This window comes from Pseudonocardia sp. OZ21 (genome assembly GCF_059359135.1).
In genome coordinates this window covers 212,690-238,389 of the sequence record NZ_JCADBN010000002.1, presented here as the reverse complement: position 1 = coordinate 238,389, position 25,700 = coordinate 212,690, and the positions used below count along the sequence as shown (strand labels likewise).

The following is a 25,700-nucleotide window of genomic DNA, read 5'->3' as shown; positions in this document are numbered from 1 at the left end:
CAACCATGAGCGACCAGACGCTCGCCACGGACGGGGTGACCCGGTCCCGGACCGCGGCCGACCTGCACCAGGTCTGGCGGATGCGGGTGTTCGAGGAGAAGGTTCGGGACCTGCGGCTCGCGGGCGACGCCGTCGGCTCGATCCACCTCGGGATCGGCCAGGAGGCCGTCGCGGTGGGCACCGCAGAGCTGATCGGCCCGGACGACGCCCTCTTCGCCACCTACCGCGGCCACTCGTGGGCACTCGCCTGCGGCGTGCCGCCCGCCGCGCTGTTCGGCGAGGTGCTCGGCCGGGCGACCGGGACCAACGGCGGTCGCGGCGGCTCGGCGCACCTCAGCGCCCCCACGCACCGCTTCTTCGGGGAGAACAGCATCGTGGGCGCCGGGGCGCCGATCGCGGTGGGGGCGGCGCTCGCCGGCCGCTTCGACGGCTCGGGCCGGGTGGCGATCACGGTGTTCGGTGACGGTGCGATGAACCAGGGCGCGGTGCACGAGGCGATGAACTTCGCGGCCGCGATGAACCTGCCGGTGGTGTTCGTCTGCGAGAACAACACGTGGTCCGAGCTCACCCCGATCGACGAGATGGTCCGCGACCCGCTCCTGCACCGCCGGGCCGCGGCCTACGGCATCCCGGGCGAGCGGATCGACGGCAACGACCCCGCGATCGTGCGCGACCGCCTCGGTGCCGCCGTCCGGCGGGCCCGCGAGGGCGGAGGCCCGACACTGGTCGAGGCGATGACCGCGCGGCTCGTCGGCCACTACATCGGCGACGCCGAGCAGTACCGCAGGCCCGGTGAGCTCGACGAGGCCCGCAGGCTCGAGCCCACCGTCCGGCTGGCGGGACAGCTGCGGGCCGACGGCGCGCCGGACGCCGAGATCGAGCGCGCGGAGAGCGACGCCCGCGCGGAGATGGAGCAGGCGGCGGCCGAGGCGCTCGCCGCCCCGCTCGCCGACCCGGCGACCGCGAAGGACCACCTCTATGTCTGAGACGACCTCCATCTCTGAGACGCCGTCCGCCACCACCACCGCCCCGGCGACCACGACCTCCCAGCTCACCTACGGCCAGGCGGTCAACGCCGCCCTGCGCCGCTGCCTCGCCGAACTGCCGGAGACGCTGCTGTACGGGGAGGACGTCGCCAAGCCGGGTGGCGTCTTCGGGGTCACCCGTGGGCTGCGGCGCGAGTTCGGGGAGCGGGTCTTCGACACCCCGATCAGCGAGTCGGCGATTCTCGGGTCGGCCGTCGGCGCGGCCATGCTCGGCCGCCGCCCGATCGTCGAGATCATGTGGGTCGACTTCTCGCTCGTGGCGTTCGACCAGATCGTCAACCAGTTGGCGAACGTGCACTACGTCAGCCGCGGAGAGCTGCGGGCGCCGGTCGTGATCCGGACGCAGCAGGGCTCCGCGCCGGGGGCGTGCGCGCAGCACAGCCAGAGCCTGGAGGCGTTCTTCCTGCATGTGCCGGGCCTGCGGGTGTGCATGCCGTGGACCGCGCAGGACGCGTACGACCTGCTGGTGGCGGCCGTGCACAGCGACGACCCGACGATCGTGATCGAGAACCGCACGCTCTACAACGCCGGGAAGCAGGACGTCGTGCTCGGCGGCCCGGTGCAGCAGCCGGGCGGCCTGCGGGTGCGCCGCGAGGGGTCGGACGCCACGGTGGTCACCTGGGGGGCGTTCACCGGCCGAGCCCTCGAGGCCGCCGCGACGCTCGCGGAGCAGGGCGTGTCGCTGGAGGTGCTCGAGCTGCCGTGGCTCAACCCGTTCCTGACGGACGAGGTGATCGAGCGGGTCTGGCGCACCGGGCGGCTCGCGGTGCTGCACGAGGCGAACGTGACGGGCGGGTTCGGGGCCGAGGTGGTGGCCAGGGTGGCGGGGGCGGGCGTGCCGCTGCGCAGCCCCGCGCTGCGCCTGGGGCTGCCGGACTCCCGGGTACCGGCCGCGCCGAGCCTCGTCGCGGAGCTCCTGCCCGGCAGCGACCGGATCGCGGCCTCGCTGCAGCAGTGGGTGCTGGGCCCGTGACGCCTCCACCGTTCCTGTCACCGGACCGACCGCAGCGCAACGCCTGACGAAAGGACCACCGGCCGTGCACATCGTTCTGGGCGTGGACACGCTCTCCTACCACTGCCGCCTCGCCACCGGGGAGATCTCGCTCGAGGACGTCATGCGCGAGGTCGCGGACCTGGGCGCGGCGTTCGTACAGTTCAACGCCGTCCACGTCCGCGACCGGGAGGCGAGTGGCCTCGAGTCGCTGCGCACCCTCGCCGGCGACCTGGGGCTCGGGATCACGCTCTCCGGTGACGTCGTGGGGCGGGCGGGCAACGGCGACACCGTGGAGTCGGGTGTCGAGCGGATCCGGAGCTGGGCCGAACTGGCCGCGGCGATCGGCAGCCCGTTCGCGCGCGTCTCCTCCGGCTTCTACCGCAACGAGCTGCTGGCCTTCCCGGAGCGCATCGCGGTGGAGCAGCGCTACGTCATCGACGCGCTGCGCCGCGCCGTCGACGAGGTCCCCGGCGATGTGCAGATCCTGCTCGAGAACCACTCGGACTTCACGGCCGACGAGTACGTGCAGATCATCGACGAGGTCGGCAGCGACCGGGTCGCCGTCTTCCTCGACCTGATCAACCCGATCTCGTCGCTGCAGGACCCGCTGACCGTGATCAGCAGGCTCGCGCCGCTCGCGCCCGCAGGCCACGCCAAGGACTTCCGCATCGAGTCCCGCTACGTCGAGGACCGGTTCCACCGCCGCGGGTTCGACGTGCAGTGGTGCTACCCCGGCGAGGGGGTGGCCGACCTGACCTCGTTGATGGGGGTGCTGGTGGCGCAACGCGATCGCGCCGAGCCCTACCGGCTCTCGGTGGAGGGCCTCGACAACCACCCGGGGGTTGCGGACCAGCGGGAACGCCTCTGCGCGTCCCTGCGGTTCCTGCAGACGTTCCTCGACAATTCCCCCGCCGCCGCCCAGCCCCTCGCCGCCGGGCAGGCCGGCTGACCGCGGCCCTCGCCGCATCCGACCGAAGGGAAGACGCCACCGATGGACCTCGATCTCGCCGGCAGCAGGGCGCTCGTCACCGCCGCGAGCCAGGGGCTCGGCCGGGCCTGCGCGGAAGCCCTGACCGCTGAGGGCGCCCGGGTCGTGATCTCCTCGCGCGACCAGGGGCGGCTCGAGGCCACGGCCGCCGAGATCGGGGCGGCCGGCAGCGTGGCCGCCGACCTCGGCTCGGCGGCCGACATCGAGGAGCTCGTCCGGCGCACCGTCGAGCTGCTGGGCGGGCTCGACGTGCTGGTCGTCAACTGCGGGCCGCCGCCCGCCCTGCGTTTCACCGAGGCCGACGACGGCGCGTGGGACACGGCGCACGACGGGGTGCTCATGAGCGCGGTCCGGCTCACCCGCGCCGCGCTGCCGCACCTGCGGGAGTCGGGGCGCGGCCGGGTCGTCAACCTCACCGGGTACGGCACCAAGGAGCCCATCAGCCAGCTGGTGCTCTCCGAGGCCAACCGGGCGTCCGTCACGGTGCTCGCGAAGGTCCTGGCCGACGACCTCGCCGCCGACGGCGTCACGGTCAACAACATCGCGCCGGGGCCGATCCTCACCGACCGGCTGCGTGAGCTGCAGGGGAAGGCGGCGGCGAGCGCCGGCATCGACCTCGACGAGCAGCTGCGCCGGTACGCCGAGAACATCCCGGTGCGGCGGCTGGGGAGACCGGAGGAGGTCGGTGACCTCTGCGCGTTCCTGTGCTCACCGCGGGCCGGGTTCGTCACGGGGCAGACGATCGTCGTCGACGGCGGCATCAACCGGTCGATCTGATGGCCACCCGGGTCGCTGTGATCGGTGCGTCGCACTGGCACCTGGACCTGTACCTGCCGACGTTGCTGGCGCTGCCCGGCGTCGAGCTGGTCGGGGTCGGTGACGGGGACGCCGCGGTGGCCCGCGCACTGGGCGAGGGGCTCGGCTGCCCGTGGTCGGACTCCTACCAGCGGCTCTGTGACGATCTCGCGCCCGACTTCGTCCTGGCGCTGGGCTCGCACGCCGAGATGGTGGGGGAGGCCGACCACCTGCTCGACCGGGGCATCCCGTTCGCGATGGAGAAGCCGTGCGGCACCGACGCGGAGCAGGTGCACCGGCTGGCCCGGCGCGCCGAGGCCGAGGGCGCGTTCGCGGCCGTGCCCTTCGTCTGGCGGCAGAGCGAGCTGCTCGCCGCGATGCGGGAACGGTTCGCCGACGACGAGATCCACTATCTGTCGTTCCGCTGGATCGCGGGGGCGCCGATACGCTACGTCTCGTCCGGCTGCGCGTGGATGCTGGATCCGGAGCAGTCCGGTGGCGGCTGCACGATCAACCTGAGTGTGCACCTGCTCGACCTGGCCAGGGTCCTGCTCGGGCCGTCGGTCGGGGTCGCCGCGGCCACCATGTCCAACGCCGCGCACGGGCTGTCGATCGAGGACCACTCGCTCGTGACGCTGCGCAGCGGCGCCCGGACGTTCCACATCGAGACCGGCTACCTGCTGCCCGGTCCCCACTCCGTGTTCGACATGCGGTTCAGCATCGCCGCGCGCGACCACTACCTGATCGCCACCGGGCCGGGGGAGGTCGAGGTGATCCGGCGCGACGGCAGGCGCGAGCACGTCCGCGCGCACACCACGAACGTCCCGCACTACCCGGTCTTCGTCCGCGACGTCCTGCGCCGGGTCCGGGAGGGCGAGCCACCGCTGGCGTCGCTCACCGACATGGCCGCGGCCATGGACCTCGTGCAGGACGCCTACGCCCTGGCCGGCCCGCTGCCGTCCGGGATCGGGAACTCCGCAGAAGGAGGCACATCGTGAGCGACAGAGGCATGAGCGAACGGGGCACGAGCGACCGGGGCACCGGCCTGCTGCTCGTCATGATCGACATCGATCCCGTCCACGAGGAGGACTTCAACCGCTGGTACGAGGAGGAACACCTGCCGGAGCGCCGCGGGTGTCCTGGCTTCCTGTCGGGACGGCGGTTCGTCAGCGTCGAGGGGGAGCCGAAGTACCTCGCGCTCTACGAACTGGAGGATCCGGAGGTGCTCGAGAGCGAGGCCTACCGGGCGATGCAGCCGCCCACGGAATGGACGAGGAAGGTGAGCCCGCACTTCACGTCGTACGTGCGCAACGTCTACCGCGCGATCCCGGGCGAGGCGTCCTGACGTGGCCGAGCACGCGGATGCCGCCGAACTGCTGTTCCTGCATCCGGTCGGTCTGGACCGGGACTGCGTCCGGTGGCTGGACCTGCCGCCGGTGCGGGCCGTGACGTTCCCCGGGCACGGTGAGCGGGCCAGGGCGCGCCCCGGCCTCACCCTCGCCGACATGGCCGACGAGATCGTCGGGCACAGCACCGGTCCGTTCGACGGCGTGGGCGCGTCCCTGGGCGGCATGGTCGCGCTGCACCTGGCACTGGCGCACCCGGACCGGGTGCGCTCGCTGGTGCTGGCCTGCACCACCCCGCGCGGCGACGCGGCCGTGATGACCGCTCGCGCCGACGCCACCGAGGCCAGGGGTTCGGCGGGGATGCTCGACGACACCATGGCGCGCTGGTTCACACCGGCGGCGCTGCAGGACCCGGACGCCCCGCCACTGGCCTACGCGCGGGACCGGCTGCTCGCCATGGACGCCGGCGCGCTGGCCGACACCTGGCGCGCGATCGGCGCCCACGACGTGCTCGACCGGCTGGGGGAGATCCGCGTGCCGACCACCTGCATCGCGGGCGTCCACGACCTGTCGACGCCGATGGAGGTCATGACGGACCTCGCCGCGCGGCTGCCCGTCGCGCGGCTGGTCGAGATGGACGCCCCGCACATGGCGTTCCTGGAGCGGCCGAGGGAGTTCTCCGCCGCCGTGCGGGAGCACCTGGTGTGGGCCGCGGAGCCGGCACGTCCGGAAGGAGCACGACGATGATCATCGATCTGCACCGTCACCTGTGGTCGATCTTCGAGCGGTACGCCGCGGTCCGCGAGATCGCCGCCCGCGGGCTGGTCGGGGGTGTGCACCAGCACTCCGAGGCGCCCGTCCAGGACGTCGGGTCGCGCGCGGCCGAGATCCGGGCGGAGATGGACAAGGCCGGCGTCGACCGGTCGTGCCTGCTGCTCGGCGACTACGGGCTGCGCCTCGGGGAGGGTGACCTCTCGATCGAGGCCGAGAACCGGCTCGCCACCGACCTGGCGCGCGAGGACCCGGAGCACTTCATCGCCTTCTTCGGGATCGACCCGCGCAGGCCGGGGGCCGTCGAGATGTTCCGTGACGCGCTCGACGCGGGTGCGCGCGGGCTCAAGCTGCACCCGTGCTCCGGCTACTCGCCGAGCGACCCGGTGTGCCGCCCCCTCTACGCGCTGGCGGGTGAGCGCGGGGTGCCGGTGGCCGTCCATACCGGACCGATGGCGGCGCCGCTGGTCAGCACGTATGCCAGTCCGATCCACCTCGACGAGCCCGCCGCCGACTTCCCGGACACCACCTTCGTGATCCTGCACGCCGGGCAACGGGCCTGGTTCCCGCTGGCGCTGGACATGGCCCGGTGGAAGCCGAACCTGTACCTCGAGCTCTCGCTGTGGCAGGGCCTGCTGATCGAGGACGAGGCGCGGTTCGTCGGGCGGATCGGCGAGATCAAGAACGGCGTGGGCCTGGGCCGGGTCGTCTTCGGCAGCGACTGCCCGGGTGTCTCCTCGGTGATGCCGCTGGACGCCTGGGTGGAGACGTTCCGCCGGCTACCGGAGATCGCGGAGCGCCACGGCGTCGAGGTCACCCCGGACGAGGTCGACCAGATGCTGGGCACCACGTCGGCCTCGCTCATGGGGCTGGCATGAACCCCGACGCCGGACGGCTCGACGGCAAGGTCGCGATCGTCACGGGCGGGGGCTCGCGGGCGGCCGGGATCGGCACGGGGCGCGCTGCGGCGATCCTGTTCGCGCGCCACGGCGCCCGTGTGCTCGTGGTCGACCGCGACGAGGCGGCCGCCCGGGACACCGTCGAGATGATCACCCGGGAGGGTGGCGAGGCGGTCGCCCACACCGCCGACCTCACGGCCGAGGACGACTGCACCGCGATGGCCGCTGCCGCGGTCGGCCGCTGGGGCCGCATCGACATCCTCGACAACAACGTGGGGATCGAGGGCCCGGGCACGATCCTCGACGTCACCGCGGCGGACTGGGACGTGGTGATGACGGTCAACGTCGGGACCATCGTGGCGGCGAGCCGCGCGGTGGTGCCGGTGATGGCGGCGGGCGGTGGCGGGTCCATCGTCAACCTGTCGTCGATCTCGGCGCTGCGCCCGCGCGGCCTCACGCCCTACACCGCGGCGAAGGGCGCGGTCATCGCCCTGACCCGCGCGATGGCGATCGACCACGCCGCCGACGGGATCCGGGTGAACTGCATCGCGCCCGGACCGATCTACACGCCGATGGTCTACGCCGCCGGGATGGACGAGGGGCTGCGCGACCGCAGGCGGGCCGCCTCACCGCTGGGCATCGAGGGCACCGGCTGGGACGTCGGCTACGCGGCCCTGTTCCTGGTGTCCGACGAGGCCCGGTACGTCACGGGGGTGACCCTGCCGGTGGACGGCGGCGTCTCGATCAGGAGTCCCGACCGGTGACCGGCGCCCAGCCGGCGGGCAGGCGAAGATGACCCGGCACGGACACAGGGTGACGCGACGATGAGGACGACATGACCGACGAGGCCCGGACGGGCACCCGCATCCAGTCGGTGTCCCGCGCGGCGCACCTGCTCATGCTCATCGCGTCGCTGCCCGAGCACGAACGCTCCGTCGCGCGGCTGGCCACGGAGCTCGGTACGTCGGTGCCCACCGTGTACCACCTGCTCAACACCCTCGTCGACGCCAAGCTCCTCACCCGTGACGAGCGCAAGCAGTTCCGCTTCGGGTTCGCGATGGAGGTGCTGTCCCACGCCTACGCGCAGCAGACCGTCCCTCCTCCGGAGCTGCTGGCACCCCTGCGCTGGATCACCGAGGTCACCGGCGAGAGCGCCTACCTCAGCGCGTGGCGGGGCGGGAACCCCGTGGTGCTCACGCACCTCGCCGGGACCCACGCCGTGCAGGTCACGAACCTGCGGCCGGGCTACCGCGGGGCCGCCAACGCGAGGGCGTCGGGCAAGGTGCTGCTCGCGTTCGCCGAGCCCGGTGACCGCGACCGCTACCTCGCGATGCACCCGCTGGAGAGCGTCACCGCGAAGACGATCACCGATCCGGCCGTCTTCGCCCGTGAGCTGGCGCTGGTGGCGAGGAACGGCTACGCCACCGACGTCGAGGAGTTCTCGCCCGGCGTCGCGTGCATCGCGGCGCCGATCTGGAGCAACGGGATCCTGCTGGGCTGCTACACGGTCTCGGCACCGGTCGAGCGCTACCGCCGGGAGAAGGCGCGCTATCTGGGGTGCCTGCGTGCGGCCGTCGGCATGCCGGCGGCGCCGGTGCAGGAGAGCACGGACGACCCCGCCTGACCCGGCGCGCTACCGGTCGGCGCCCTCGCCGATGTCCTCCAGCGAGACGCCCTGCGTCTCCGGCCCGAACCTGACCGCCACGGCCATGATCACGTACATGACCCCGACCATGACGAACATCCCGACGGCACCAGCGGCGTCGACGATCACCCCGGCGAGTAGCGGCACGACCGACGCCGAGACGAGCGCGACCGTCACCGACGCGCCCGTGCCGAACGCGCGGACCCGCGTGGGATAGAGCTCGGGAGCCCAGACCCAGGTCGTGGTGTTGAGCAGGATGAACATCAGCTGCAGCAGGCCACCGAGCACGAGGATCATCACGAGGTTCGACGACACCCCGAACGCGACCGCCACCACCACCGCGAGGATCGAGCCGTAGCCCAGGACGATCCGGCGCGGGAACCGGAAGCCGAACACGCTTGCCAGCACGGCTCCGACCAGGCCGCCGATGTTGATCACCGTGGTGTAGCCCAGCGACGTCGACACGTCGAAGCCGCGTGCGACCAGAACCGTCGGCATGAACACGGTGATCGTGACCTGGGCCCCGAACGCCATCGCCGACACCACCCAGATCACGACGGTGTTGCGGCCGAGCCTGCCCCGGAAGATCTCCGAGAGCCGGACCCGCTGGCGGGCCAGGCGCCGGCCTTCCACCGCGTCGACGTACGGGGTGACGACGAGGTCCTTCCCCGGCCGCAGCCGGTTGGCCGCGAGCCGGCTGAGCACACTGTTGGCCTCGCCGACCCGGCCCTCGACGAGCAGGTACCGCGGCGACTCGGGCAGGAACCACCGGTAGACGAAGACCAGCAGCGCGGGCAGCGCCAACAGCCCGAGCAGCCACCGCCACGCGACAGTGGGCCCGCCCAGCACGGACTCGAGCGGGCCCAGCACCAGCGCGGCGAGCGCGGAGGACGCGAAGATGCCGAGTCCGCCGGCAGCGATGTTGACGGTGGCGACTGCGGCCCCCCGGAACCGCGTCGGCATCAGCTCCGCCACGATGGTCAGGCCGGTGTTGAGCTCGCCGCCGAGGCCGACCCCCACGATGAATCGGGCGACGAGCAACCAGCCGATGTCGGGGGCGAAGGCCGCGAGCAGCGCCCCGGCGGTGTACAGCACGAGGTTGTACATGTAGGTGATGCGGCGGCCGTACCTGTCGCCCGTCACCCCGGCGACGAGCGAGCCGACGGCCATCCCCGCGAAGGTGAGGGTGGTGAGCAGCCCGACCTCGGCGTTGGACAACCCCCACTGGGCGGCGATCAGCGGGGCCGCCAGCCCCACGTTGTACTGCTCGATGGCGTCGAACAGGGCGCCGCACGCGACCAGCACGAGCACGAGCACATGGGCGCGCCGGAACGGGATCCGGTCGAGTGCCGCCCCGAGCTGCCGCTGGGCGTGGTCGCGGACCTGTTCGGTGCGGTCGGATGAGGCCGAGGAGGCGGATGCCGTCACGTCGTGCTCCCGGGAGTGGGCGAGGATGCGGTGATCAGGGGGGCGCCGGTGATCAGGTGAGCAGGTGGTCCGGGATCGGCGCGGCATCCAGCGCGCGGCCGACCGGGCCGGGGTCGTGGAAGCCCTCGTGGTCGAGGACGACCCGGCCGCCGCTGATCACGACGTCGGGCCAGCCCACGAGCTCCTGGCCCTCGTAGGGCGTGTAGTCCGACTGCATGTGCAGATGAGCGACCGAGGCGGTACGCCGCTGCGCCGGGTCGAAAACGACAAGGTCGGCGTCGGCACCGGCGGCGACCACGCCCTTGCGGTCCAGCCCGTTGAGCCGGGCCGGGTTCGTGGCGAACATCGCGACGAAGCGTTCTACGGGCATCCCGGCCTCGGCGACCAGGCGGGTGAACGACACCGGGAGCCGGGTCTCCACTCCGGGGAGGCCGTTGGGCATGACCCGCACGTCGTCGGAGTGCTCGGACTTCTGCTCGGTGGAGTAGCAGCAGTGGTCGGACCCGAGCGTGTCGACGTCACCGACGAGCGCACGGGCACGCAGCTCCCGCACCGTGGCCTCGGAGCGCAGGGGCGGGCAGCAGACGTAGCGCTCCGGGTGGGCGCCCGCGTAGGTGCGCTCGTCGAGCGACAGGTAGTGGGGGCACGTCTCGGTGTAGGCGCGGACACCCCGCCGTCGCGCGTCGCGCACCAGGTCGACCGCCTCCGCAGTGGTCTGATGCACGAAGTAGACGGGACCACCGACGTGCTCGGCCGTGGCGAGCACCTGCGCGACGGCTGCCGTTTCCGCGATCTCGGGCCTGGTCCGGGAGTGGTGCTGCGCAGCGGCCTGGTGGGCCGCCACTGCGAGGTCCTGCGCGTCCTCGATCACGTGGTTCGCCTCGGCGTGCACGTAGGCGATGCCTCCGCAGGCGTGCAGGGTGCGCAGCACCTCCAGCACGGTGTCCGGACCGGCCATCACGACGTCCTTGTAGGTCGTGAACAGCTTGATGGTGCGGACGCCCCTGTCCGCCATCTCCGCGATCTGCTTCGCCGTGGTGTCGTCCCACCGGATCACGCACCCGTGCAGAGCCGTGTCGCAACGGGATGATGCGGCGAGCCCGCGGCGCTCCTGCACCGCCGCCAGTGGGGACTGTCCGGGGTCGGGGATCGCGAAGTCGACCACCGTGGTGGTGCCACCCCAGAGCGCGGCCACGCTCGCGCCCGCGTAGTCGTCCAGCTGCGCGTACTCGCCCAGGCGCTGGCCGATGTGGCAGTGGGGGTCGACGCCACCCGGGATGACCAGGCGGCCGGTGGCGTCGACGGCGCGGTCGTGCGGGGGGAGCGGCAGGTCGGAGTCCTGGACGGCGACGATCCGCCCTCCGGAGATCACCACGGTGGCCTCACCGCGGCCGCCCGCGTTGACGACGGTGCCGCCGTGGACGACGAGATCGACGGGTTGGGAAAGTGACATGCGTCCGTGCTCCTGCGTCGGTCGGTGCCGGCGTCGGGTCGGGTTCCGGCGTCAGCTGGATGGGTCCGGTCGATCAGCCGGTCGGTCGCCCGGGCGCGCCGCCGATGGTGGTGGCCGGGTGGAAGATGACGGCGTCGACCGACTCCAGGTGTGCGGTCATCGCCTGCTGGGCCCTCGCCGCGTCGCCGCTCGCGATGGCGCTCAGCACGTCCCGGTGCTCGCGGAGCTGACCCTCGCGGGCGTGCAGCGAGCTCACGGCGTGCTGGTTGACCAGTAGCCACAACGGGTGGGTCTCGGCGCTGACGAGCTGCCCGACGATGCCCGCCAGCAGCGAGTTGCCACAGCCGTGGGCCAGGTCGGCATGGAAGGCGAACCCGAGCTCCATGAAACGGGGGAGCTGAGCGGGCTCGGCCACCAGCTCGCCGGCTTCGTCGAGGTCGCGGGTGAGTGCCCGGAGCGTGTCGGTGTCGATCCGCACGGCCGCCAGCGAGGCGACGACCGGTTCCAGGTTGCGCCGTGCCTCGATCAGCTCCCGAGGCGCGACGTCGAGCGCCGAGCCCTCGATGCCCGAGACCCCGGCGTGCGCCCCCCGGGCGTACGTGCCGTCGCCGTGGCGGACCTCGACGGCGCCGACGAGCTCCAGGGCCAGGATCGCCTCGCGCACGGTCGCCCGCGAGACGTTGAGCCGGGTCGCCAGCTCACGGTCACCGGGCAGCCGCACGCCGGGGACGTACTCACCCCCGGCCATGGCGGTCAGCAGGTCCTGCGCGACCGAGAGGTAGAGCCGCGGAGCGCGGGACTGGTTGGACCTCTGCATGCCAAGAGGTTAAACCAGTGTGGCGCACGGCGGTCCCCCCAGGTGCGTCACAGCGCTGTGAAACGTCGGCGCGGAAGATCGATCTGCGTGCGAGGAACGGGTGCCCGGCGGAAATCAGGGTCGCGCCGACATGGTCTTCCACTCGTCCCAGGGAATGGTCCAGTCGTAGATGTCCCCGTCCGCGGCGGAGAGCGGGACGCTGCTTCCGGTGACCTCGACCGGATCACCGTAGAGAACCGAGTCGTAGTAGGAGCGCGCATTCGCCGTGGACAGGTTCACGCAGCCGTGGGTGACGTTCTGCCTGCCGTGGGCGTAGCTCGACGCGGGGTTGGCGTGGATGAACTCGCCGTTGTTGGAGATCCGTACGGCCCAGTGCATGGGGACGTCCACGTAGTCGAACGCCGACATGAGAACGGTGGGGGACTTGCCCATCACGATGTGGGTGCCACCGCGGGTGACGCGACGCCGGTCGGACTCCAGCCCGAACGTGGCGGGCAGGTTCGCCACCTGTTTGCCGTCACGGATGACGACCATCCGGTGCGACCTGACGTCGGCGCGCACGATCTGGGAGCGGCCGATGCTGAACGTGCTGGTGAGGTCGGCAGCGCCGAACCCCGCTGTGCCGAGGTCACGCCCGTAGAGACGGACCTCGACGGTGACGCCCGTGCCGGAGGGCCAGTAGGTGGCGGGCCGCCAGTGCACCCGCGAGCCCCGGTCGCTGTCGGGCAGCCACGCCCAGGCGCCCTCGACCGGCACGGTCGTGCGCACCTTCAGACCGCGTTCGATGCCCGCCCGGTCGGCCACGGCGATGGGCCGGTCGAAGCGGATGTCGATCGGGGCGGCGATCCCGACCACCGCACCGTCGCCGATGCTGGTGGAGGCCCGGACCAGCCGCTCCGGGTCGACGGCGGTGAAACTGCCCGTGACCGGGACGGATCCGCCGTCGTTGGAGGCGCTGCCGCCGAAACGGTAGGTGGTGGCGAAGGCGGGGGCCGCCGACGCCGTCCAGGTGCGGCCGTCCCGGGACAGCGTGCCGGGGATCGACGTGCCGTCGTCGGCGGTGAGGGTGACGTCCGTGAGCGTGCCGCCCACGGCCTTGACGTGGATCGGGGCCGCGGGTGCCACGCCCGTGGCCCCGTCGCCGGGGGCGAACAGCACCTGCGGGGCGGCGGGCACGGGGGCGGCCGGCCCGCGGAAGGTGACGGCCGACCCGGCCGCGACGATCAGCACGCCGGCCGCCACGAGCACTGCCGCCGCGCGCCGTCGTCGTCGTGCACGATCCGGTCCGGGCCTGACCACCATTTCTCCCCGCAGTCGATTCCCCGAAATTATGAGAACAATTGCGCGGGCCCAGGTCAATAAGCCCATGATATCGGTTCGGTCGCGCAGTGGCCGATCGGCACATGGCACCCGGAAAGGTGAACATCGGTCCGGTTGTTATCGAGCGGCCCAGTGCGCATTGCGGAGGGTGGCCGTTTTCGGCCACCGTGCACACCGCGGGGCCACCGTGCACACGTCCTGACGTATGCGCGGTGGCCACCAGGTGTGCGCGGTGGCTGCGTTTGCGGGTCAGATGGGACGGATCCGCTCGGCGAAGTGGTCGGGCGTCATCCGCGTGAGGCTCTCCACCTCCAGGGCGTCCAGGTGGACCTGCCGCCCGGTCTCGAGGTCGCGCACGAGCAGCCGCGGCCCGTTGGCGGTCTCGTCGAGCAGGATCTCGACGGTGGCGAACTCGTTGCGCAGCACCAGCCGGGGTGGGGGAGCGGGTGTGGTCATGGCGCGGCTCAGACCAGGAACGTGAGGTTGAAGATCGGCGCCTCGCAGTTGACGAGACGCGCCGTCCGCCGCCGGATCCGCCACCCGTCCCCGTGCGGGACCAGCCGGTGTTCGTACTCGCCCGCGAACGCGCGCTGGGTGCCCTTGCGGACCTCGAAGATCGCGAAGTTCGACCGCACGACCACGGTGCCCTCCACCGGCGGGCCGACCCGGACGTTCGTGACGAGCCGGCGCGTGGCGGACGGCGGGATCTGGGCGTGGGCGGGCCCGACGGTCAGCCGCCAGACGCGTTCCGCGATCCGGCCCCGGTCGTCGTAGATCAACGACACGTGGCGCTGCGGGTCGGCCTCGTCGTACCGGGCGGGCACCCAGTAGACGGCGTCGTCGGTGAAGAGGTCCAGCCAGCGGTCGAGCTGGAACCCGTCGAGCAGTTCGGCCTCGAGGTAGAGGAAGTCCTCGGCCTCGCTGCGTGTGAGGACGCGGGTCCCCGTCGCGCCGGTCATGCCGGCCGCCCTTCCTGCAGCAGGCGCTTCCACTCCCGGAAGAGCCCCCGCTGTGGCGTCTCGTCGCTCGGCTTGCCGCGGTAGCCGCCGCCCGGCAGGCGCTCCTCGTCGTGCAGGCCGCGGGAGAGCAGCAGCCACGGATCGACCTCGGCGGCCACGCCCTCCTGCACGCAGACGAACGCCTCGGAGTCGTCGGGGGCGATGAACGAGCCGGTGGCGAACGCCTCCTCGAACTCGCGCAGCCGTTCGGCGTTGAGCTCGTCGGGAGCGTCCCCGATCAGCATCGGCGACATCGTGATCTGGGTGCGGGTGGGGCTGATCGGCGTGATCACGCGCAGGTTCTGCAGCGTGATGTGCAGGTTGGGGAAGATCAGGACGTTGAACTGGCCGAGGAAGTCCCGCAGGAGCTCGCTGCCGTGCTCGGACTCCAGGCGTGAGGTGTACTCGGGGTAGGCCTTGCGGAACGCCTCGACGTCGCCGTCGCCGGGCCAGCGGGCGAGCAGCACGTGGCCGCCGGGGTGGGCCTCGCTGTAGCCGATCGTCTCGTCGCGGGAGCCCAGGCGCGCGTGCGGGCGGTCCGGGCTCTGGTCGCGGATCTTGAACCACGTCTCGTGCAGCGTGATCGCGTGGTAGCCGTCGACCCCGCCTTCGATGGCGTGTTTCCAGTTGGCCGGGTACTCGTGCACGTTGCGGCCCGCGCCCAGGTTGAGCGTCTTCTCGAAGGCGGGGTGCAGGAAGACGCGGTCGAGGTACTCGCGGATGCCGCCGAGGTGGTCGGCGAGGTCGGGCACGTCGGGGTTCAGGCTCGCGAACACCAGCCCGCGGTAGGAGTCGACCCGCGCGACGGGCGTGAGGCCCAGTGCCGGCTTGTCGAGGTGCTCCGGGCTGTAGCGGCGGTTCATCGGCACGCCGAGCAGCTCGCCGCTGTTGCGGTAGGTCCAGCCGTGGAACGGGCAGCGGAAGAACTTCGCGTTGCCCGATCGCTCCCGGCAGACGAGCGACGCGCGGTGCCGGCACCTGTTGAGCAGCACGTGGATCTCACCGTCCGCGTCGCGGGTGACGATCACGGGCAGGGTGCCGATCGTGGTGCTGCGGTAGTCGCCGGGTTGCGCGATCTCGGACTCGTGCGCCACGTAGACCCAGGTCCGGCCGAAGATGCTGCGCATCTCCTCGGCGAAGAGCCCGGGGTCGGTGTAGACGCTGCCGTGCACGCGGTCGGGCCGGACCAGCTGGTCGAGCTCGGGGTACCGGGCGGTTTCCATGCAGCGCCTCACCTCTGGCCGGCTCCTCGCACTGCCGTACACTCGCGGCGTACGCTCTGCGTACAAGGAGTACGTCTAGCGAACACTCGTCAATGTCGCCCGCGGCGCAAGCCGTGTCAAGGGAGATCGAGTGGCCAAGGAGCCGGAGCAGCGCGAGTTCATCCAGTCCCTCGAACGCGGGCTGGCCGTGATCCTGGCGTTCTCCGACCACCACCCGAGCCTCACGCTCAGCCGGTGTGCCGAGCTCACGGGCCTGAGCAAGCCGACCGTCCGCAGAGTCCTGCTCACGCTGCAGCACCTCGGCTACGTCCGCAGCGAGGGCAGGCAGTTCTCGCTGACCCCCCGGGTGCTCGCGCTCGGCTACGCCTACCTGAGCTCCCTGAACCTGCCGGTCATCGCGCAGCCGTCCATGGAGGAGCTGGTCGCCGAGACGCGCGAGCCGTGCACGCTGGCGACCCTCGACGACACCGACGTCGTCTACGTGACGCGCGTGTCGACCCACCGCAGGCCCGGCGCCACGCTCGCCACCGGCACCCGGTTGCCCGCCCACGCCACCGCGATGGGTCATGTGCTGCTCGCCGACCTGCCGCCGGGGGAGCTCGACCACTACCTCTCGCGCGCCGACCTGCTGCCGCTCACCGCGCGGACCGTGCGCACCCCGGGCGGGCTCCGGAGCCGGCTCGACACGGCGCGGGCCCGGGGGTGGGCGATGGTCGAGCAGGAGCTCGAGGAGGGCCTGCGGTCGGTGGCGGCACCGGTGCGGGGTGCCGACGGCCGGGTGATCGCCGCGCTCGGCATGTCCGCCTCGGTGGCCACGGCCGACGAGGAGACGATGCGCGAGCGGTTCGCGCCGCTGCTGGTGCGCGCGGCCGCGGGGATCAGCGAGCGGCTCGGCGCCGAGTTCGGCCCCGCAGGCACCGTGCAGGCGAGGCCACGATGACTGATCTGATCAACGATCCGGGAGGACTCATGAAGCTCAGCTGTGCCGTGCTGGACGACTACCAGGACGTCGCGCTCCGGACGGCGGACTGGAGCTCCGTCGCCGACGCGGTCGACGTCGACGTGTTCCGCGAGCACATCGACGGCGAGGACGCGCTGGTCGACGCGATCGGCAAGCACGAGATCGTGGTGATCATGCGGGAGCGCACCCCGTTCCCGCGTTCGGTGCTGGCGCGGCTGCCCCGGCTGCGGCTCCTGGTGACCACCGGGCCGGGCAACGCCTCGGTCGACATGGCGGCGGCCGCCGAGCACGGCGTCGTCGTGTGCGGCACCGGCGGCACCCTGGAGCCGACCGCCGAGCTCACCTGGGCGCTGATCCTCGGCCTGGCCCGCTCCCTCCCGGCCGAGACAGCCGCACTGCGCACGGGTGGCCCGTGGCAGCAGACCGTCGGCACGGACATCGCAGGCAGCACCCTGGGGGTCATCGGTCTGGGCCGGCTCGGCCGGCAGGTGGCGACGATCGGGCAGGCCTTCGGCGCGGACGTGGTGGCGTGGAGCCAGAACCTCACCGCGGGGGCCGCGGCGGAGGCCGGGGTGCGGCTCGCCGGCAGCAAGGAGGAGCTGCTCGAGGTCAGCGACTTCGTCACGATCCACCTGGTGCTCTCCGACCGGTCGCGGGGGCTGCTCGGTGCGCCGGAGCTCGACCGGATGCGCCCGTCGGCCTACCTGGTCAACACCTCCCGCGGCCCCATCGTGGACGAGGACGCGCTGGTCGACGCGCTGCGCGCGGGCCGGATCGCCGGAGCCGGCCTCGACGTGTTCGCCGTGGAGCCGCTGCCGGCCGACCACCCGTTCCGCACCCTGCCCACCGTGCTGGCCACGCCGCACCTCGGCTACGTCTCGCGGCGGACCTACGACATCTTCTTCCGCGAGGCGGTGGAGGACATCGCCGCGTTCCTGGCGGGCACGCCGGTCCGGGTGATCGCCTGATCCGACCGGCGCGCGATGACGTCGTGGACGGCGCCGCCTAGCAGCGGGGGAGGTGTGGCTCCGCCGTTCCCGCACCGGCAGCGGCGCCGAGGAACGTGCTCACGCTGGCGGCGAGCTCCCCGGGGTGGGTGAGCGGCACCATGTGGGCGCCCGCCGCGAGCGTGTCCGTCCGGCCGTGCGGCGCGGTGGCCGCCAGTGCGTCGATCCAGTCCTGCGGAGCGATCCGGTCGCGCGGGCCGCGCACGACGAGCACCGGGCAGCCGACCTGTGCCAGCCCCCGGTCGATCCGGTCGCGGCGGACGGCGTCCATCCCGCGGCCCATCGCGCCCAGGCCGGTGCGGCGGTAGTCCCGCACCAGCCGCGGCGCCTGCGCCGGTCGTTCCCAGGCGGCCGTGCGCAGCCAGCGACCTGCCAGGCCGGGCCAGGACCGCGCCCTGGGATCGGTGGTCGGGCCGACCAGCACGAGCGCCGCGACCCGGTGCGGGTCACGGACGGCGGCCCGCACGACGATCTGGCAGCTCGCCGAGTGGCCGAACAGCACCGCGCGGGTCACGCCGAGCTCGTCGAGCCGGGTGAGCAGCAGCCGGGCCAGGTCGTCGGAACCCAGCGCGGTCCCGCGCGGGGCGGGGAGCCCGAAGCCGGGCAGCTCGACGACAGCCGACGGCACGGCCAGCCGCTCGAGCGTGCGCCCCGGCACGGCTGCCGACAGCCCGAGCCCGGGTACGGCGACGATCGGCGTGGTCAGGGACGTGTCGAGTGGGGTCGGGGGCACCCCCTCAGGATGAGGCACCCGTCAGCCGGGCGCTCTCCTGCGCGGCCACGGCGTCGAGGGGGACCGGAGCGGGCCGCTCGCAGGTGGTCGAGACCTGCAGGCCGGAGCGCTGGTCCGCGGCGGCCAGCAGCGTCTCCATGACGTCCAGCACGTGCACGGCCACCTCGGCCGAGGCGCGGTGCGCCCGGCCGGCGGCGTGGTTCGCGGCGAGGTCGAGCACCCCGATCCCGCGGGCCGCCCCGACGTAACCCGCGGAGGGGGCCAGCACGGTCCAGCTGTCGGCACCACGAGAGCGCAGGGCGACGTCCCCGTCGAACCGGTTGGGATCCGGCACCGACAGCGAGCCCTCGGTGCCGTGGATCTCGATCCGCGGCTGGGTGGAGGCGACGACCTCGAAGCTGGTGGTGAGGGTGGTGATGGCGCCCCCGGTGTGCACGAGCACGCCGGAGACGTGGGTGTCGACCTCGACCGCGAACTCGGTGCCCGCGCGGGCACCGGAGCCGATCGTGCGGGTGGTGCGGGCGCGCCCCGCCGCCGCGACCACCCGCTCGACGGGCCCGAGCAGGTGGACCAGTGCCGTGAGGTAGTAGGGCCCCATGTCGAACAGCGGCCCGCCGCCGGGCCGGTAGTAGAACTCGGGGTCGGGATGCCACGACTCGTGTCCTGGCGAGGTGAAGGTGGCGTTCGCCGCCGTGGGGGTGCCGATCAGCCCGTCGGCGACGGCCTTGCGCGCGGTCTGCACACCGGTGCCGAGCACGGTGTCGGGTGCGCAGCCGACGCGGAGCCCGTCGGCGGCGGCCAGCACGGTGCGGGCCTGCGCGACGTCGAGCGCGAACGGCTTCTCCCCGTAGACGTGCTTGCCCGCCCGCAGCGCCGCGGTTGCCACCTCGGCGTGCGCCGCCGGGATGGTCAGGTTCAGCACGAGGTCGACGTCGTCGGCGGTGAGCAGGTCGTCCACGGCCGTGGCGCGCGCCCCCGGCGCGTGCTGCACGGCGACCGCGGCCCTGGCCGGGTCGAGGTCGGCCAGCACGGTGACCTCGACGCCGGGGAGGTGGGCGAGCGTGGACAGGTACGCCCCGCTGATCTTGCCGAGCCCGACGACACCGACCCTCAACGGCTCGCCCACGTCAGCCCCCGTTCGATGACCGTGCGGATCTCGGGCACGTCGAGGTCCTCCTGCTTGTGGCCGACGGTGCAGACGAAGATCCGCCCCGCGCCCCACGTCCGGGTCCACACCGCGGGGGAGACCACGGGCTCGCTCCACGGGTCGCCGGGCAGTGCGGGCAGGGTGGTGGTGGCCAGCACGTCGTTGCGGCTGTCCGACAGCACCCAGTACTGCTCGGTGTGCAGCGTGACGCTGGAGATCCCGGCGACGATCGGGTGGTCGGCCCGGTCGGGCACCACGTCGACGGTGTAGTCGACGAAGTCGCGCGGGTGGCAGGCGAACTGGCCGCCGACCATGTGCAGGTAGTCGGAGGAGTTGCGGAACGCGTCGGCGATCCCGCCGTGCCACCCGGCCAGACCCGCGCCGCCCTCGACGGCGCCGCGCAGCCCGGCGAGCTGTTCCTTGGTAATCGTCCCCATGGTCCAGCACTGGAGGATCAGGTCGGTGCGGGCCAGCAGGTCGGCATCGAGGTAGACGTCGAGGCTGTCCGTGGTGACCGTCTCGTAGCCGGATTCCCGGAGGAAGGGGAGGAAGCTGTCGGTCGTCTCGACGGGGCAGTGGCCCTCCCAGCCACCCCGGACGACGAGGGCAGTCGACTTTCGCAACTTCGCGTTGGTATCCACTGATCGCCAGTGTCACAAAACGGCGTGCCGCAGGTCAACCATCCATCCGAGCTGTGGAAGTTGCGCAACTTCGGGCGACGCGGGAGAGTGCGGCATGACGCGAACCACGCTCGCGGAGATCGCAGCGGTGGCAGGTGTCACCGTGCCAACGGTGTCCAAGGTGCTCAACGGCCGCAGCGACGTCTCTGCCGGGACCAGGGTGCGGGTGCTGGATCTGCTGGTGGCCGCGGGCTACGAGCGACGCCGGGCCGTCCTCCCGGTCCCGGCTTCCACGCGCTTGGAGCCGGCGTCGTCGCCGGACCTGCTCGGGCTGGTGATGGACGGGGTCGAGGGGTCCTGGGCCACCCGCGTGCTCGGCGGCGTCGACCGGGCGGCGGCGGACGCGGGGTGCGACGTCGTCGTGATGTCGGCGCGCGGGCCGGCCGGGCGGGACTGGGTGGAGCGGCTGCACGCTCGGGGCTCGACGGGGGCCGTGCTCGCGCTCGTCGATCCGACCTCCGCACAGCGGGAGCGGTCGGCGGTGGAAGGGATGACGCTCGTGGTCCTCGACCCCGGCGTCGAGCCCGCGCAGCAGCTACCGACGGTCGGCACCACGAACTGGGCCGGTGGCCGGTCGGCGGTCGAGCACCTGCTGGCGCTCGGGCACGAGCGCATCGGGGCCATCGGCGGGCGGGCCGACCAGCTCAACAGCCGGGCCCGGCTCGACGGCTACCGCTCGGCGCTCACGGCGGCGGGGGTCCGGGTGCGGGCCTCCTGGGTGCGCCACGCGGACTGGACGCGCTCCGGCGGCCGGGCTCAGGCCGACGCGCTGCTGGCACTGCGTGAGCCCCCGACGGCGATCTTCGCCTGCTCCGACCGGATGGCCAGCGGGGTGTACGAGGCAGCGGCGGCGAAAGGGCTGCGGATCCCGGAGGACCTGAGCGTGGTCGGGTTCGACGACCTGCCCGAGGCGCAGTGGCTGACTCCCGGCCTCACCACCGTGCACCAGCCGGTGCGGGAGATGGCGGCGGAGGCCGTCCGGCTGCTCCTGCGCCTGCAGCGGGGGGAGCCGGTCGACGCCGTGCGGGTGGAGCTCTCGACCACGCTCGTGCTCCGGTCCAGCACCGGACCGCCGGCCACGCGGTGACGTGCCCGGACGTCGGGGTGCCCCGCCTGCGGCGAGCCGGCGGGGCACCGTCCACTGAGGATCTGTCGCAAGGGGATTCCGTCGGGGTGTCGATCGACCACCTCCTCCGCAAGTCGGGTCAGCTCGTCCGTCAGGTGCTCAGGCGTCGATCTGCTTCGGCTGCTCCTCGACGCCGGTGACCGAGATCTTGCGCGGCTTGGCCCGCTCGGCCACGGGGATCCGCAGGGTCAGCACCCCTGCCTCGTAGCTCGCGTGGATGTGCTCGGCGTCGAGTGCGTCCCCGAGGAAGAGCTGGCGGGAGAAGGCACCCAGCGGGCGCTCGGCCACCTGCATCTGGACGTCGTCGCCGGACACGTTCGGCCGCCGCTCGGCCCGCACCGTGAGGACGTTGCGCTCGACGTCCAGGTCGATGGCGTCGGGGGACACGCCGGGCAGGTCGAAGGCGACCACGAACTCGTCGCCGGCACGGTAGGCGTCCATCGGCATGGCCGTGGGGCGGCTCCAGGTGCCGGTGACGTTGCCGAAGACCTGCTGGGTGAGGCGGTCGAGATCACGGAAGGGGTCGGTACGCATGAGCATCGCAGATCTGCTCCTCTCGTGATGGACATCGGGCGATGCACCGGAACGACATCCGAGGTGCGCGGGAGGCGCTCCGGATAGCTGTAATCGTAAGTAGAGATTTCCTGGCGTGCAAGCTGCTGATGTCGTCCGGTCGTGTGATGGTCGATACAGCGCGGTCGTCCGGTCGGTGGAGTGACACCCGGTCGGCGTTAGCCCGCGTCGCGGCGCCGCACGACGCCGCCGCACTCCTAAGCTCTGCCCATGGCGCGGTACTTCGATGTGCACCCGGTTGATCCCCAACGACGCGCGATCGGCCAGGTCGTCGAGATCGTCCGCGCAGGCGGGCTGATCGCCTATCCCACCGACTCGTGCTTCGCGCTGGGCTGCCAGCTCGGAGACCGGGAGGGGCTGGAGCGGATCAGGGAGATCCGCCACCTCGACGACAAGCACCACTTCACGCTCGTGTGTCGCGACTTCGCGCAGCTCGGACAGTTCGTGCAGGTCAGCAACACCGTGTTCCGCACGATCAAGGCGGCCACCCCGGGCAGCTACACCTTCATCCTGCCCGCCACCAAGGAGGTGCCGCGCAGGCTGCTCCACGCGAAGAAGAAGACCGTCGGAGTGCGGATCCCCCAGCACGTCGTGGCGCAGGCGTTGCTCGCCGAGCTGGGGGAGCCGCTGCTGTCGTCCACCCTCCTGCTGCCCGACGAGCCCGAACCGCTCACCCAGGGCTGGGAGATCAAGGAGCGGCTCGACAACGCACTGGACGCCGTTCTCGACTCGGGCGACTGCGGCACCGAGCCGACGACGGTGGTGGACTACTCCGGCCCCGAACCCGAGATCGTGCGCCGGGGAGCAGGCGACCCGTCCCGATTCGAGTGACGCGTCACCGGGCGGGGCGCCACTCGTCGAGTACGGCCTCGGCGCTGCTCCGGAAGCCGTCGAAGAGCGCCGTCGTCGCCGGTCCGTAGGCGCGCTGGGTGAGCAGCACGGCGACCCCGCCGTGGGCGTCGGAGAACCAGGACGTGCCGTAGCCGCCGTCCCAGCCGAAGCGTCCGGTGCCGCTCGACACCGCCATCCCGAGCCCCCAGCCGAGGCCGCCGAGGATGATCGGCCCGTGCTGCTCCGGCGTGAGCTGGTCGGTGGTCATCAGCCGCACCGTCTCGGCCGGCAGCAGGCGCCCGCCGTCGTACCGCCCCTGCCCGGCGAGCATCCGGCCGAACCTCAGGTAGTCCGGCATGGTCGAGACGAGCCCGTTGGCACCGCTCGGGAAGGCCGGCGGCCGGCTCCACCAGCTGTCCTCCACGCCGTCGAGGAGCACGGGCTCGCCGGTGCCGGGATCGGTGTCGTACCCGGGCACCAGCCGGTACAGGTGCCCGGGCGGCACGCTGAAGCCGGTGTCCGCCATCCGGAGCGGCGCGAAGATCCGCTCCCGCAGGAGCGTCCCGAGCGGCTGCCCCGACGCCCGGGCCAGCAGCACGCCGAGCACGGCCGCCGGGGTGTCGTAGATCCACCGCTCGCCGGGCTGGGCGAGCAGCGGGAGGGCGCCCAGCCGCCGGATCCACTCGTCCGGCGGGTGCGGCGACGGCGGCACCGGCGCGCCGACGGCCAGCCCCAGCTCGCGGATCGCCTCCTGGACGGGCGCCGTGGGCGGCACCTCCAGGTCGAGGCCGATGCCCATCCGGAACGTCAGGACGTCCCGCAGCGTGATCGGCCGCCGGGCCGGCACGGTCTCGTGGAGCGGCCCGTCCGGCCGGACGAGGACGCGCCGGTCGGCGAGCTCCGGCACCAGCCGGTCCACCGGCTCGTCGAGCCGCAGCACCCCCTCCTCCACCAGGATCATCGCCGCGACCGCCACCACCGGCTTGGTCATCGAGGTGATGCGGAACAGGGAGTCGGGACGCATCGGCTCCGGGCCGCCCACCGCCGTGGTGCCGATGGCCTCGACGTGGACCTCGTCGCCGCGGGCCAGCCCGGTGACCAGCCCGGGCACCGTGCCCCGCGCGACGTGCTCGGCCATCAGGTCGAGCACGCGGGACGGCGTCGTCCGGGAGGGGGCGCGGAGCGGCCCCGGGGCGGCCTCAGCCACCGGCCATCGCGCCGACGATGAGCAGTGGCTCGGTGCCTCTCGTCACCGGCTCCGGCAACGGGTCGTCGGGGGACGCGTGGGACAGGTCCTGCTCGCAGGCGAAGTACCGCACGAACGCCCGGCGCCGCAGCGTGCCGTGGTCGCGGATCGTGCCGCGAAGCACGGGGTAGGTGCGCTCCAGCGCGTCCAGCACGGTGCGCTGGGTGGCGGGCCCGGTGACGTCGACGGTGACCTCCCCGCCGATCTGGGCCAGCTTGCGCAGATGGGCGGGCAGCTTGATCCGGACCGTGGCGGTGGTGGTGGTCGCGCCGCTCGGAGGGCCGGTCGGAGAGTCGGTCATGGGAGCGTCTGCACCTCCACCGACAGCACCGCGGGCAGGTCGCGCACGATCGGCGTCCACGTGTCGCCCGCATCCGGTGAGGCGTACACCTGGCCCCCTGTCGTGCCGAAGTACACACCGCAGTCATCGAGGGAGTCGACGGCCATCGCGTCCCGCAGCACGTTGACGTAGCAGTGCTGCTGCGGCAGCCCGGCGGTGAGTGGTTCCCACTCGTTGCCGCCGGTGCGGCTGCGGTACACGCGCAGCTTCCCCTCGGGCGGGAAGTGGTGGGAGTCGCTCGTGATCGGCACGACGTAGACCGTCTCCGGCTCGTGCGCGTGGACCGAGATCGGGAACCCGAAGTCGGTGGGCAGGTTGCCGCCGATGTCGTGCCAGTTCTCGCCCGCGTCGTCGGTGCGCATGACGTCCCAGTGCTTCTGCATGTACAGCACATCCGGTCGGGCCGGGTGCATCGCGAGGTTGTGCACGCAGTGGCCCACCTCCGCGTCGGGGTCGGGGATGCCTTCCGACTGCAGGCCGTGGTTGGTGGCCTTCCACGTCTTGCCGCCGTCGTCGGTGCGGAACACCCCGGCCGCCGAGATCGCGATGTGCATCCGGGACGGGTCCCGAGGGTCCAGCACGATGGTGTGCAGGCACATCCCGCCCGCCCCCGGCTGCCACTGCGGGCCGGAGCCGTGCTCGCGCAGCCCGGGCAGCTCCTGCCAGGTGCGCCCGCCGTCGGAGGAGCGGAACAGGGCGGCGTCCTCGACCCCCGCGTAGAGGGTGTCGGGGTCGCCGGGGGTGGGCTCCAGGTGCCAGACCCGCGCGAACTCCCACGGGTGCGGCGTGCCGTCGTACCACTGGTGCGTGCCGGGCACCCCCTCGTAGCTGAACTCGTTGCCCACCGGCGTCCACGTGACGCCGCCGTCGTCGGACCGCTGCAGGAGCTGGCCGAACCAGCCACCGGACGGCGCCGCGTAGACGCGGTCGGGATCGGCAGGCGACCCCGCCACGTGGTAGACCTCCCAGCCCGCGAAATGCGGCCCGCTGACGTCCCAGCGCTCCCTCTTGCCGTCGGAGCTCAGCACGAACGCGCCCTTGCGCGTGCCCACCAGAACCCGTACACCAGTCACCGGACGCCTCCGCTCCGCGCCGCCCTCGCGACGCACGCACAGGAGACCCACGGCACCCCCGAAACTCATCGGCCGCCGCCGTGATCCACCTGATCGCAGGAACCCCACCGCTCGTCCCCGCGCCGTCGTCCGTTCGGCCGCACTGGGCTACCGTGCAGGACGTTCCGGGAAGGGCGAAACGTCCCGGGCCGCCCGCCGCATGCAGCCGTGTCCTGAGCGCACTTTCCATGACCGTGCCGCCGTGTGGAGCAGCGAGATGT

At 72.6% G+C, this 25,700-nt stretch carries 28 protein-coding genes; 14 read left to right on the top strand and 14 right to left on the bottom strand.

Annotated features, from left to right (window positions below):
- Positions 1-5: 5 nt before the first annotated feature.
- From AC5L35_RS04785 to AC5L35_RS04740, 10 genes are all read left to right on the top strand, one after another.
- Positions 6-986 (top strand): thiamine pyrophosphate-dependent dehydrogenase E1 component subunit alpha, encoded by a 981-nt coding sequence (locus AC5L35_RS04785; protein ID WP_495058305.1) that lies wholly within the window; start codon positions 6-8, stop codon positions 984-986.
- Complete coding sequence (locus AC5L35_RS04780) at positions 979-2,019, top strand: alpha-ketoacid dehydrogenase subunit beta (RefSeq protein WP_495058304.1); 1,041 nt, start codon at positions 979-981, stop codon at positions 2,017-2,019. The genes AC5L35_RS04785 and AC5L35_RS04780 overlap by 8 nt, the downstream gene beginning before the upstream one ends.
- A gap of 64 nt (positions 2,020-2,083) precedes the next feature.
- Positions 2,084-2,989: a sugar phosphate isomerase/epimerase family protein gene (locus AC5L35_RS04775; protein ID WP_495058303.1), complete on the top strand. Its 906-nt coding sequence runs from the start codon at positions 2,084-2,086 to the stop codon at positions 2,987-2,989.
- Positions 2,990-3,031: 42 nt separating this feature from the next.
- Positions 3,032-3,805, top strand: coding sequence for an SDR family oxidoreductase (locus tag AC5L35_RS04770; protein ID WP_495058302.1), 774 nt, complete (start codon positions 3,032-3,034; stop codon positions 3,803-3,805).
- Entirely contained in the window at positions 3,805-4,821 is a 1,017-nt protein-coding gene (locus AC5L35_RS04765) for a Gfo/Idh/MocA family protein (RefSeq protein WP_495058301.1), read from the top strand. The genes AC5L35_RS04770 and AC5L35_RS04765 overlap by 1 nt, the downstream gene beginning before the upstream one ends.
- Positions 4,818-5,168 carry a hypothetical protein gene (locus tag AC5L35_RS04760; RefSeq protein ID WP_495058300.1) on the top strand — a complete coding sequence of 117 codons (351 nt, stop codon included), beginning with the start codon at positions 4,818-4,820 and terminating at the stop codon, positions 5,166-5,168. The genes AC5L35_RS04765 and AC5L35_RS04760 overlap by 4 nt, the downstream gene beginning before the upstream one ends.
- Before the next feature lies 1 nt (position 5,169).
- On the top strand, positions 5,170-5,916 hold the full coding sequence (locus tag AC5L35_RS04755) for an alpha/beta fold hydrolase (RefSeq protein WP_495058299.1): 747 nt from the start codon (positions 5,170-5,172) through the stop codon (positions 5,914-5,916).
- The gene (locus AC5L35_RS04750; protein ID WP_495058298.1) at positions 5,913-6,818 is read left to right on the top strand and encodes an amidohydrolase family protein; all 906 of its coding nucleotides are present in this window, start codon (positions 5,913-5,915) and stop codon (positions 6,816-6,818) included. The genes AC5L35_RS04755 and AC5L35_RS04750 overlap by 4 nt, the downstream gene beginning before the upstream one ends.
- Complete coding sequence (locus tag AC5L35_RS04745; protein ID WP_495058297.1) at positions 6,815-7,603, top strand: SDR family NAD(P)-dependent oxidoreductase; 789 nt, start codon at positions 6,815-6,817, stop codon at positions 7,601-7,603. The genes AC5L35_RS04750 and AC5L35_RS04745 overlap by 4 nt, the downstream gene beginning before the upstream one ends.
- A 71-nt stretch (positions 7,604-7,674) precedes the next feature.
- On the top strand, positions 7,675-8,463 hold the full coding sequence (locus AC5L35_RS04740) for an IclR family transcriptional regulator (RefSeq protein WP_495058296.1): 789 nt from the start codon (positions 7,675-7,677) through the stop codon (positions 8,461-8,463).
- A 9-nt stretch (positions 8,464-8,472) separates the two neighbouring features.
- Here the strand turns inward: AC5L35_RS04740 and AC5L35_RS04735 are convergent, their stop codons facing one another.
- From AC5L35_RS04735 to AC5L35_RS04705, 7 genes are all read right to left on the bottom strand, one after another.
- Positions 8,473-9,912: an MFS transporter gene (locus AC5L35_RS04735; protein ID WP_495058295.1), complete on the bottom strand. Its 1,440-nt coding sequence runs from the start codon at positions 9,910-9,912 to the stop codon at positions 8,473-8,475.
- Positions 9,913-9,964: 52 nt separating this feature from the next.
- Complete coding sequence (locus AC5L35_RS04730) at positions 9,965-11,365, bottom strand: amidohydrolase family protein (protein WP_495058294.1); 1,401 nt, start codon at positions 11,363-11,365, stop codon at positions 9,965-9,967.
- 73 nt (positions 11,366-11,438) lie between these two features.
- A complete protein-coding gene (locus tag AC5L35_RS04725; RefSeq protein WP_495058293.1) occupies positions 11,439-12,182 on the bottom strand; it encodes a FadR/GntR family transcriptional regulator in 744 nt (247 codons plus the stop codon).
- 114 nt (positions 12,183-12,296) lie between these two features.
- The gene (locus AC5L35_RS04720) at positions 12,297-13,484 is read right to left on the bottom strand and encodes a L,D-transpeptidase (RefSeq protein WP_495058292.1); all 1,188 of its coding nucleotides are present in this window, start codon (positions 13,482-13,484) and stop codon (positions 12,297-12,299) included.
- 267 nt (positions 13,485-13,751) lie between these two features.
- Complete coding sequence (locus AC5L35_RS04715; protein WP_495058291.1) at positions 13,752-13,958, bottom strand: hypothetical protein; 207 nt, start codon at positions 13,956-13,958, stop codon at positions 13,752-13,754.
- An 8-nt stretch (positions 13,959-13,966) separates the two neighbouring features.
- Positions 13,967-14,461 (bottom strand): aromatic-ring-hydroxylating dioxygenase subunit beta, encoded by a 495-nt coding sequence (locus AC5L35_RS04710; protein ID WP_495058290.1) that lies wholly within the window; start codon positions 14,459-14,461, stop codon positions 13,967-13,969.
- Positions 14,458-15,723 carry a Rieske 2Fe-2S domain-containing protein gene (locus AC5L35_RS04705; protein ID WP_495058289.1) on the bottom strand — a complete coding sequence of 422 codons (1,266 nt, stop codon included), beginning with the start codon at positions 15,721-15,723 and terminating at the stop codon, positions 14,458-14,460. Before AC5L35_RS04705 ends, AC5L35_RS04710 begins: the two co-directional genes overlap by 4 nt.
- 130 nt (positions 15,724-15,853) lie before the next feature.
- Between AC5L35_RS04705 and AC5L35_RS04700 the strand changes: the two genes are divergently transcribed.
- Positions 15,854-16,663, top strand: a complete 810-nt coding sequence (locus AC5L35_RS04700; RefSeq protein WP_495058288.1) for an IclR family transcriptional regulator domain-containing protein — start codon at positions 15,854-15,856, stop codon at positions 16,661-16,663.
- 29 nt (positions 16,664-16,692) lie between these two features.
- Complete coding sequence (locus AC5L35_RS04695) at positions 16,693-17,652, top strand: D-2-hydroxyacid dehydrogenase family protein (protein WP_495058287.1); 960 nt, start codon at positions 16,693-16,695, stop codon at positions 17,650-17,652.
- A gap of 37 nt (positions 17,653-17,689) precedes the next feature.
- Here AC5L35_RS04695 and AC5L35_RS04690 read toward each other — a convergent pair whose 3' ends face one another.
- From AC5L35_RS04690 to AC5L35_RS04680, 3 genes are read right to left on the bottom strand one after another with little or no spacing between them, the layout of a single operon-like run.
- On the bottom strand, positions 17,690-18,424 hold the full coding sequence (locus tag AC5L35_RS04690; RefSeq protein WP_495058286.1) for an alpha/beta fold hydrolase: 735 nt from the start codon (positions 18,422-18,424) through the stop codon (positions 17,690-17,692).
- A gap of 4 nt (positions 18,425-18,428) precedes the next feature.
- A complete protein-coding gene (locus AC5L35_RS04685) occupies positions 18,429-19,550 on the bottom strand; it encodes a Gfo/Idh/MocA family protein (RefSeq protein WP_495058285.1) in 1,122 nt (373 codons plus the stop codon).
- Positions 19,535-20,194, bottom strand: a complete 660-nt coding sequence (locus AC5L35_RS04680) for a ThuA domain-containing protein (protein WP_495058284.1) — start codon at positions 20,192-20,194, stop codon at positions 19,535-19,537. The genes AC5L35_RS04685 and AC5L35_RS04680 overlap by 16 nt, the downstream gene beginning before the upstream one ends.
- Before the next feature lie 112 nt (positions 20,195-20,306).
- On the opposite strand from AC5L35_RS04680, the gene AC5L35_RS04675 reads away from it, so the two are divergent.
- A complete protein-coding gene (locus AC5L35_RS04675; RefSeq protein WP_495058283.1) occupies positions 20,307-21,338 on the top strand; it encodes a LacI family DNA-binding transcriptional regulator in 1,032 nt (343 codons plus the stop codon).
- A 138-nt stretch (positions 21,339-21,476) separates the two neighbouring features.
- Here the strand turns inward: AC5L35_RS04675 and AC5L35_RS04670 are convergent, their stop codons facing one another.
- Positions 21,477-21,917 (bottom strand): Hsp20/alpha crystallin family protein, encoded by a 441-nt coding sequence (locus AC5L35_RS04670; protein ID WP_495058282.1) that lies wholly within the window; start codon positions 21,915-21,917, stop codon positions 21,477-21,479.
- A gap of 243 nt (positions 21,918-22,160) precedes the next feature.
- Between AC5L35_RS04670 and AC5L35_RS04665 the strand changes: the two genes are divergently transcribed.
- Complete coding sequence (locus AC5L35_RS04665; RefSeq protein ID WP_495058281.1) at positions 22,161-22,781, top strand: L-threonylcarbamoyladenylate synthase; 621 nt, start codon at positions 22,161-22,163, stop codon at positions 22,779-22,781.
- A 4-nt stretch (positions 22,782-22,785) separates the two neighbouring features.
- Here AC5L35_RS04665 and AC5L35_RS04660 read toward each other — a convergent pair whose 3' ends face one another.
- Genes AC5L35_RS04660 through AC5L35_RS04650 form a run of 3 tightly spaced genes read right to left on the bottom strand, consistent with a single transcriptional unit; the run spans position 22,786 to position 25,440 of the window.
- A complete protein-coding gene (locus AC5L35_RS04660) occupies positions 22,786-23,988 on the bottom strand; it encodes a serine hydrolase domain-containing protein (RefSeq protein WP_495058280.1) in 1,203 nt (400 codons plus the stop codon).
- Positions 23,981-24,328, bottom strand: coding sequence for a MoaD/ThiS family protein (locus tag AC5L35_RS04655; RefSeq protein ID WP_495058279.1), 348 nt, complete (start codon positions 24,326-24,328; stop codon positions 23,981-23,983). The genes AC5L35_RS04660 and AC5L35_RS04655 overlap by 8 nt, the downstream gene beginning before the upstream one ends.
- Positions 24,325-25,440: a WD40/YVTN/BNR-like repeat-containing protein gene (locus AC5L35_RS04650; protein ID WP_495058278.1), complete on the bottom strand. Its 1,116-nt coding sequence runs from the start codon at positions 25,438-25,440 to the stop codon at positions 24,325-24,327. Before AC5L35_RS04650 ends, AC5L35_RS04655 begins: the two co-directional genes overlap by 4 nt.
- Between the last annotated feature and the right edge of the window lie 260 nt (positions 25,441-25,700).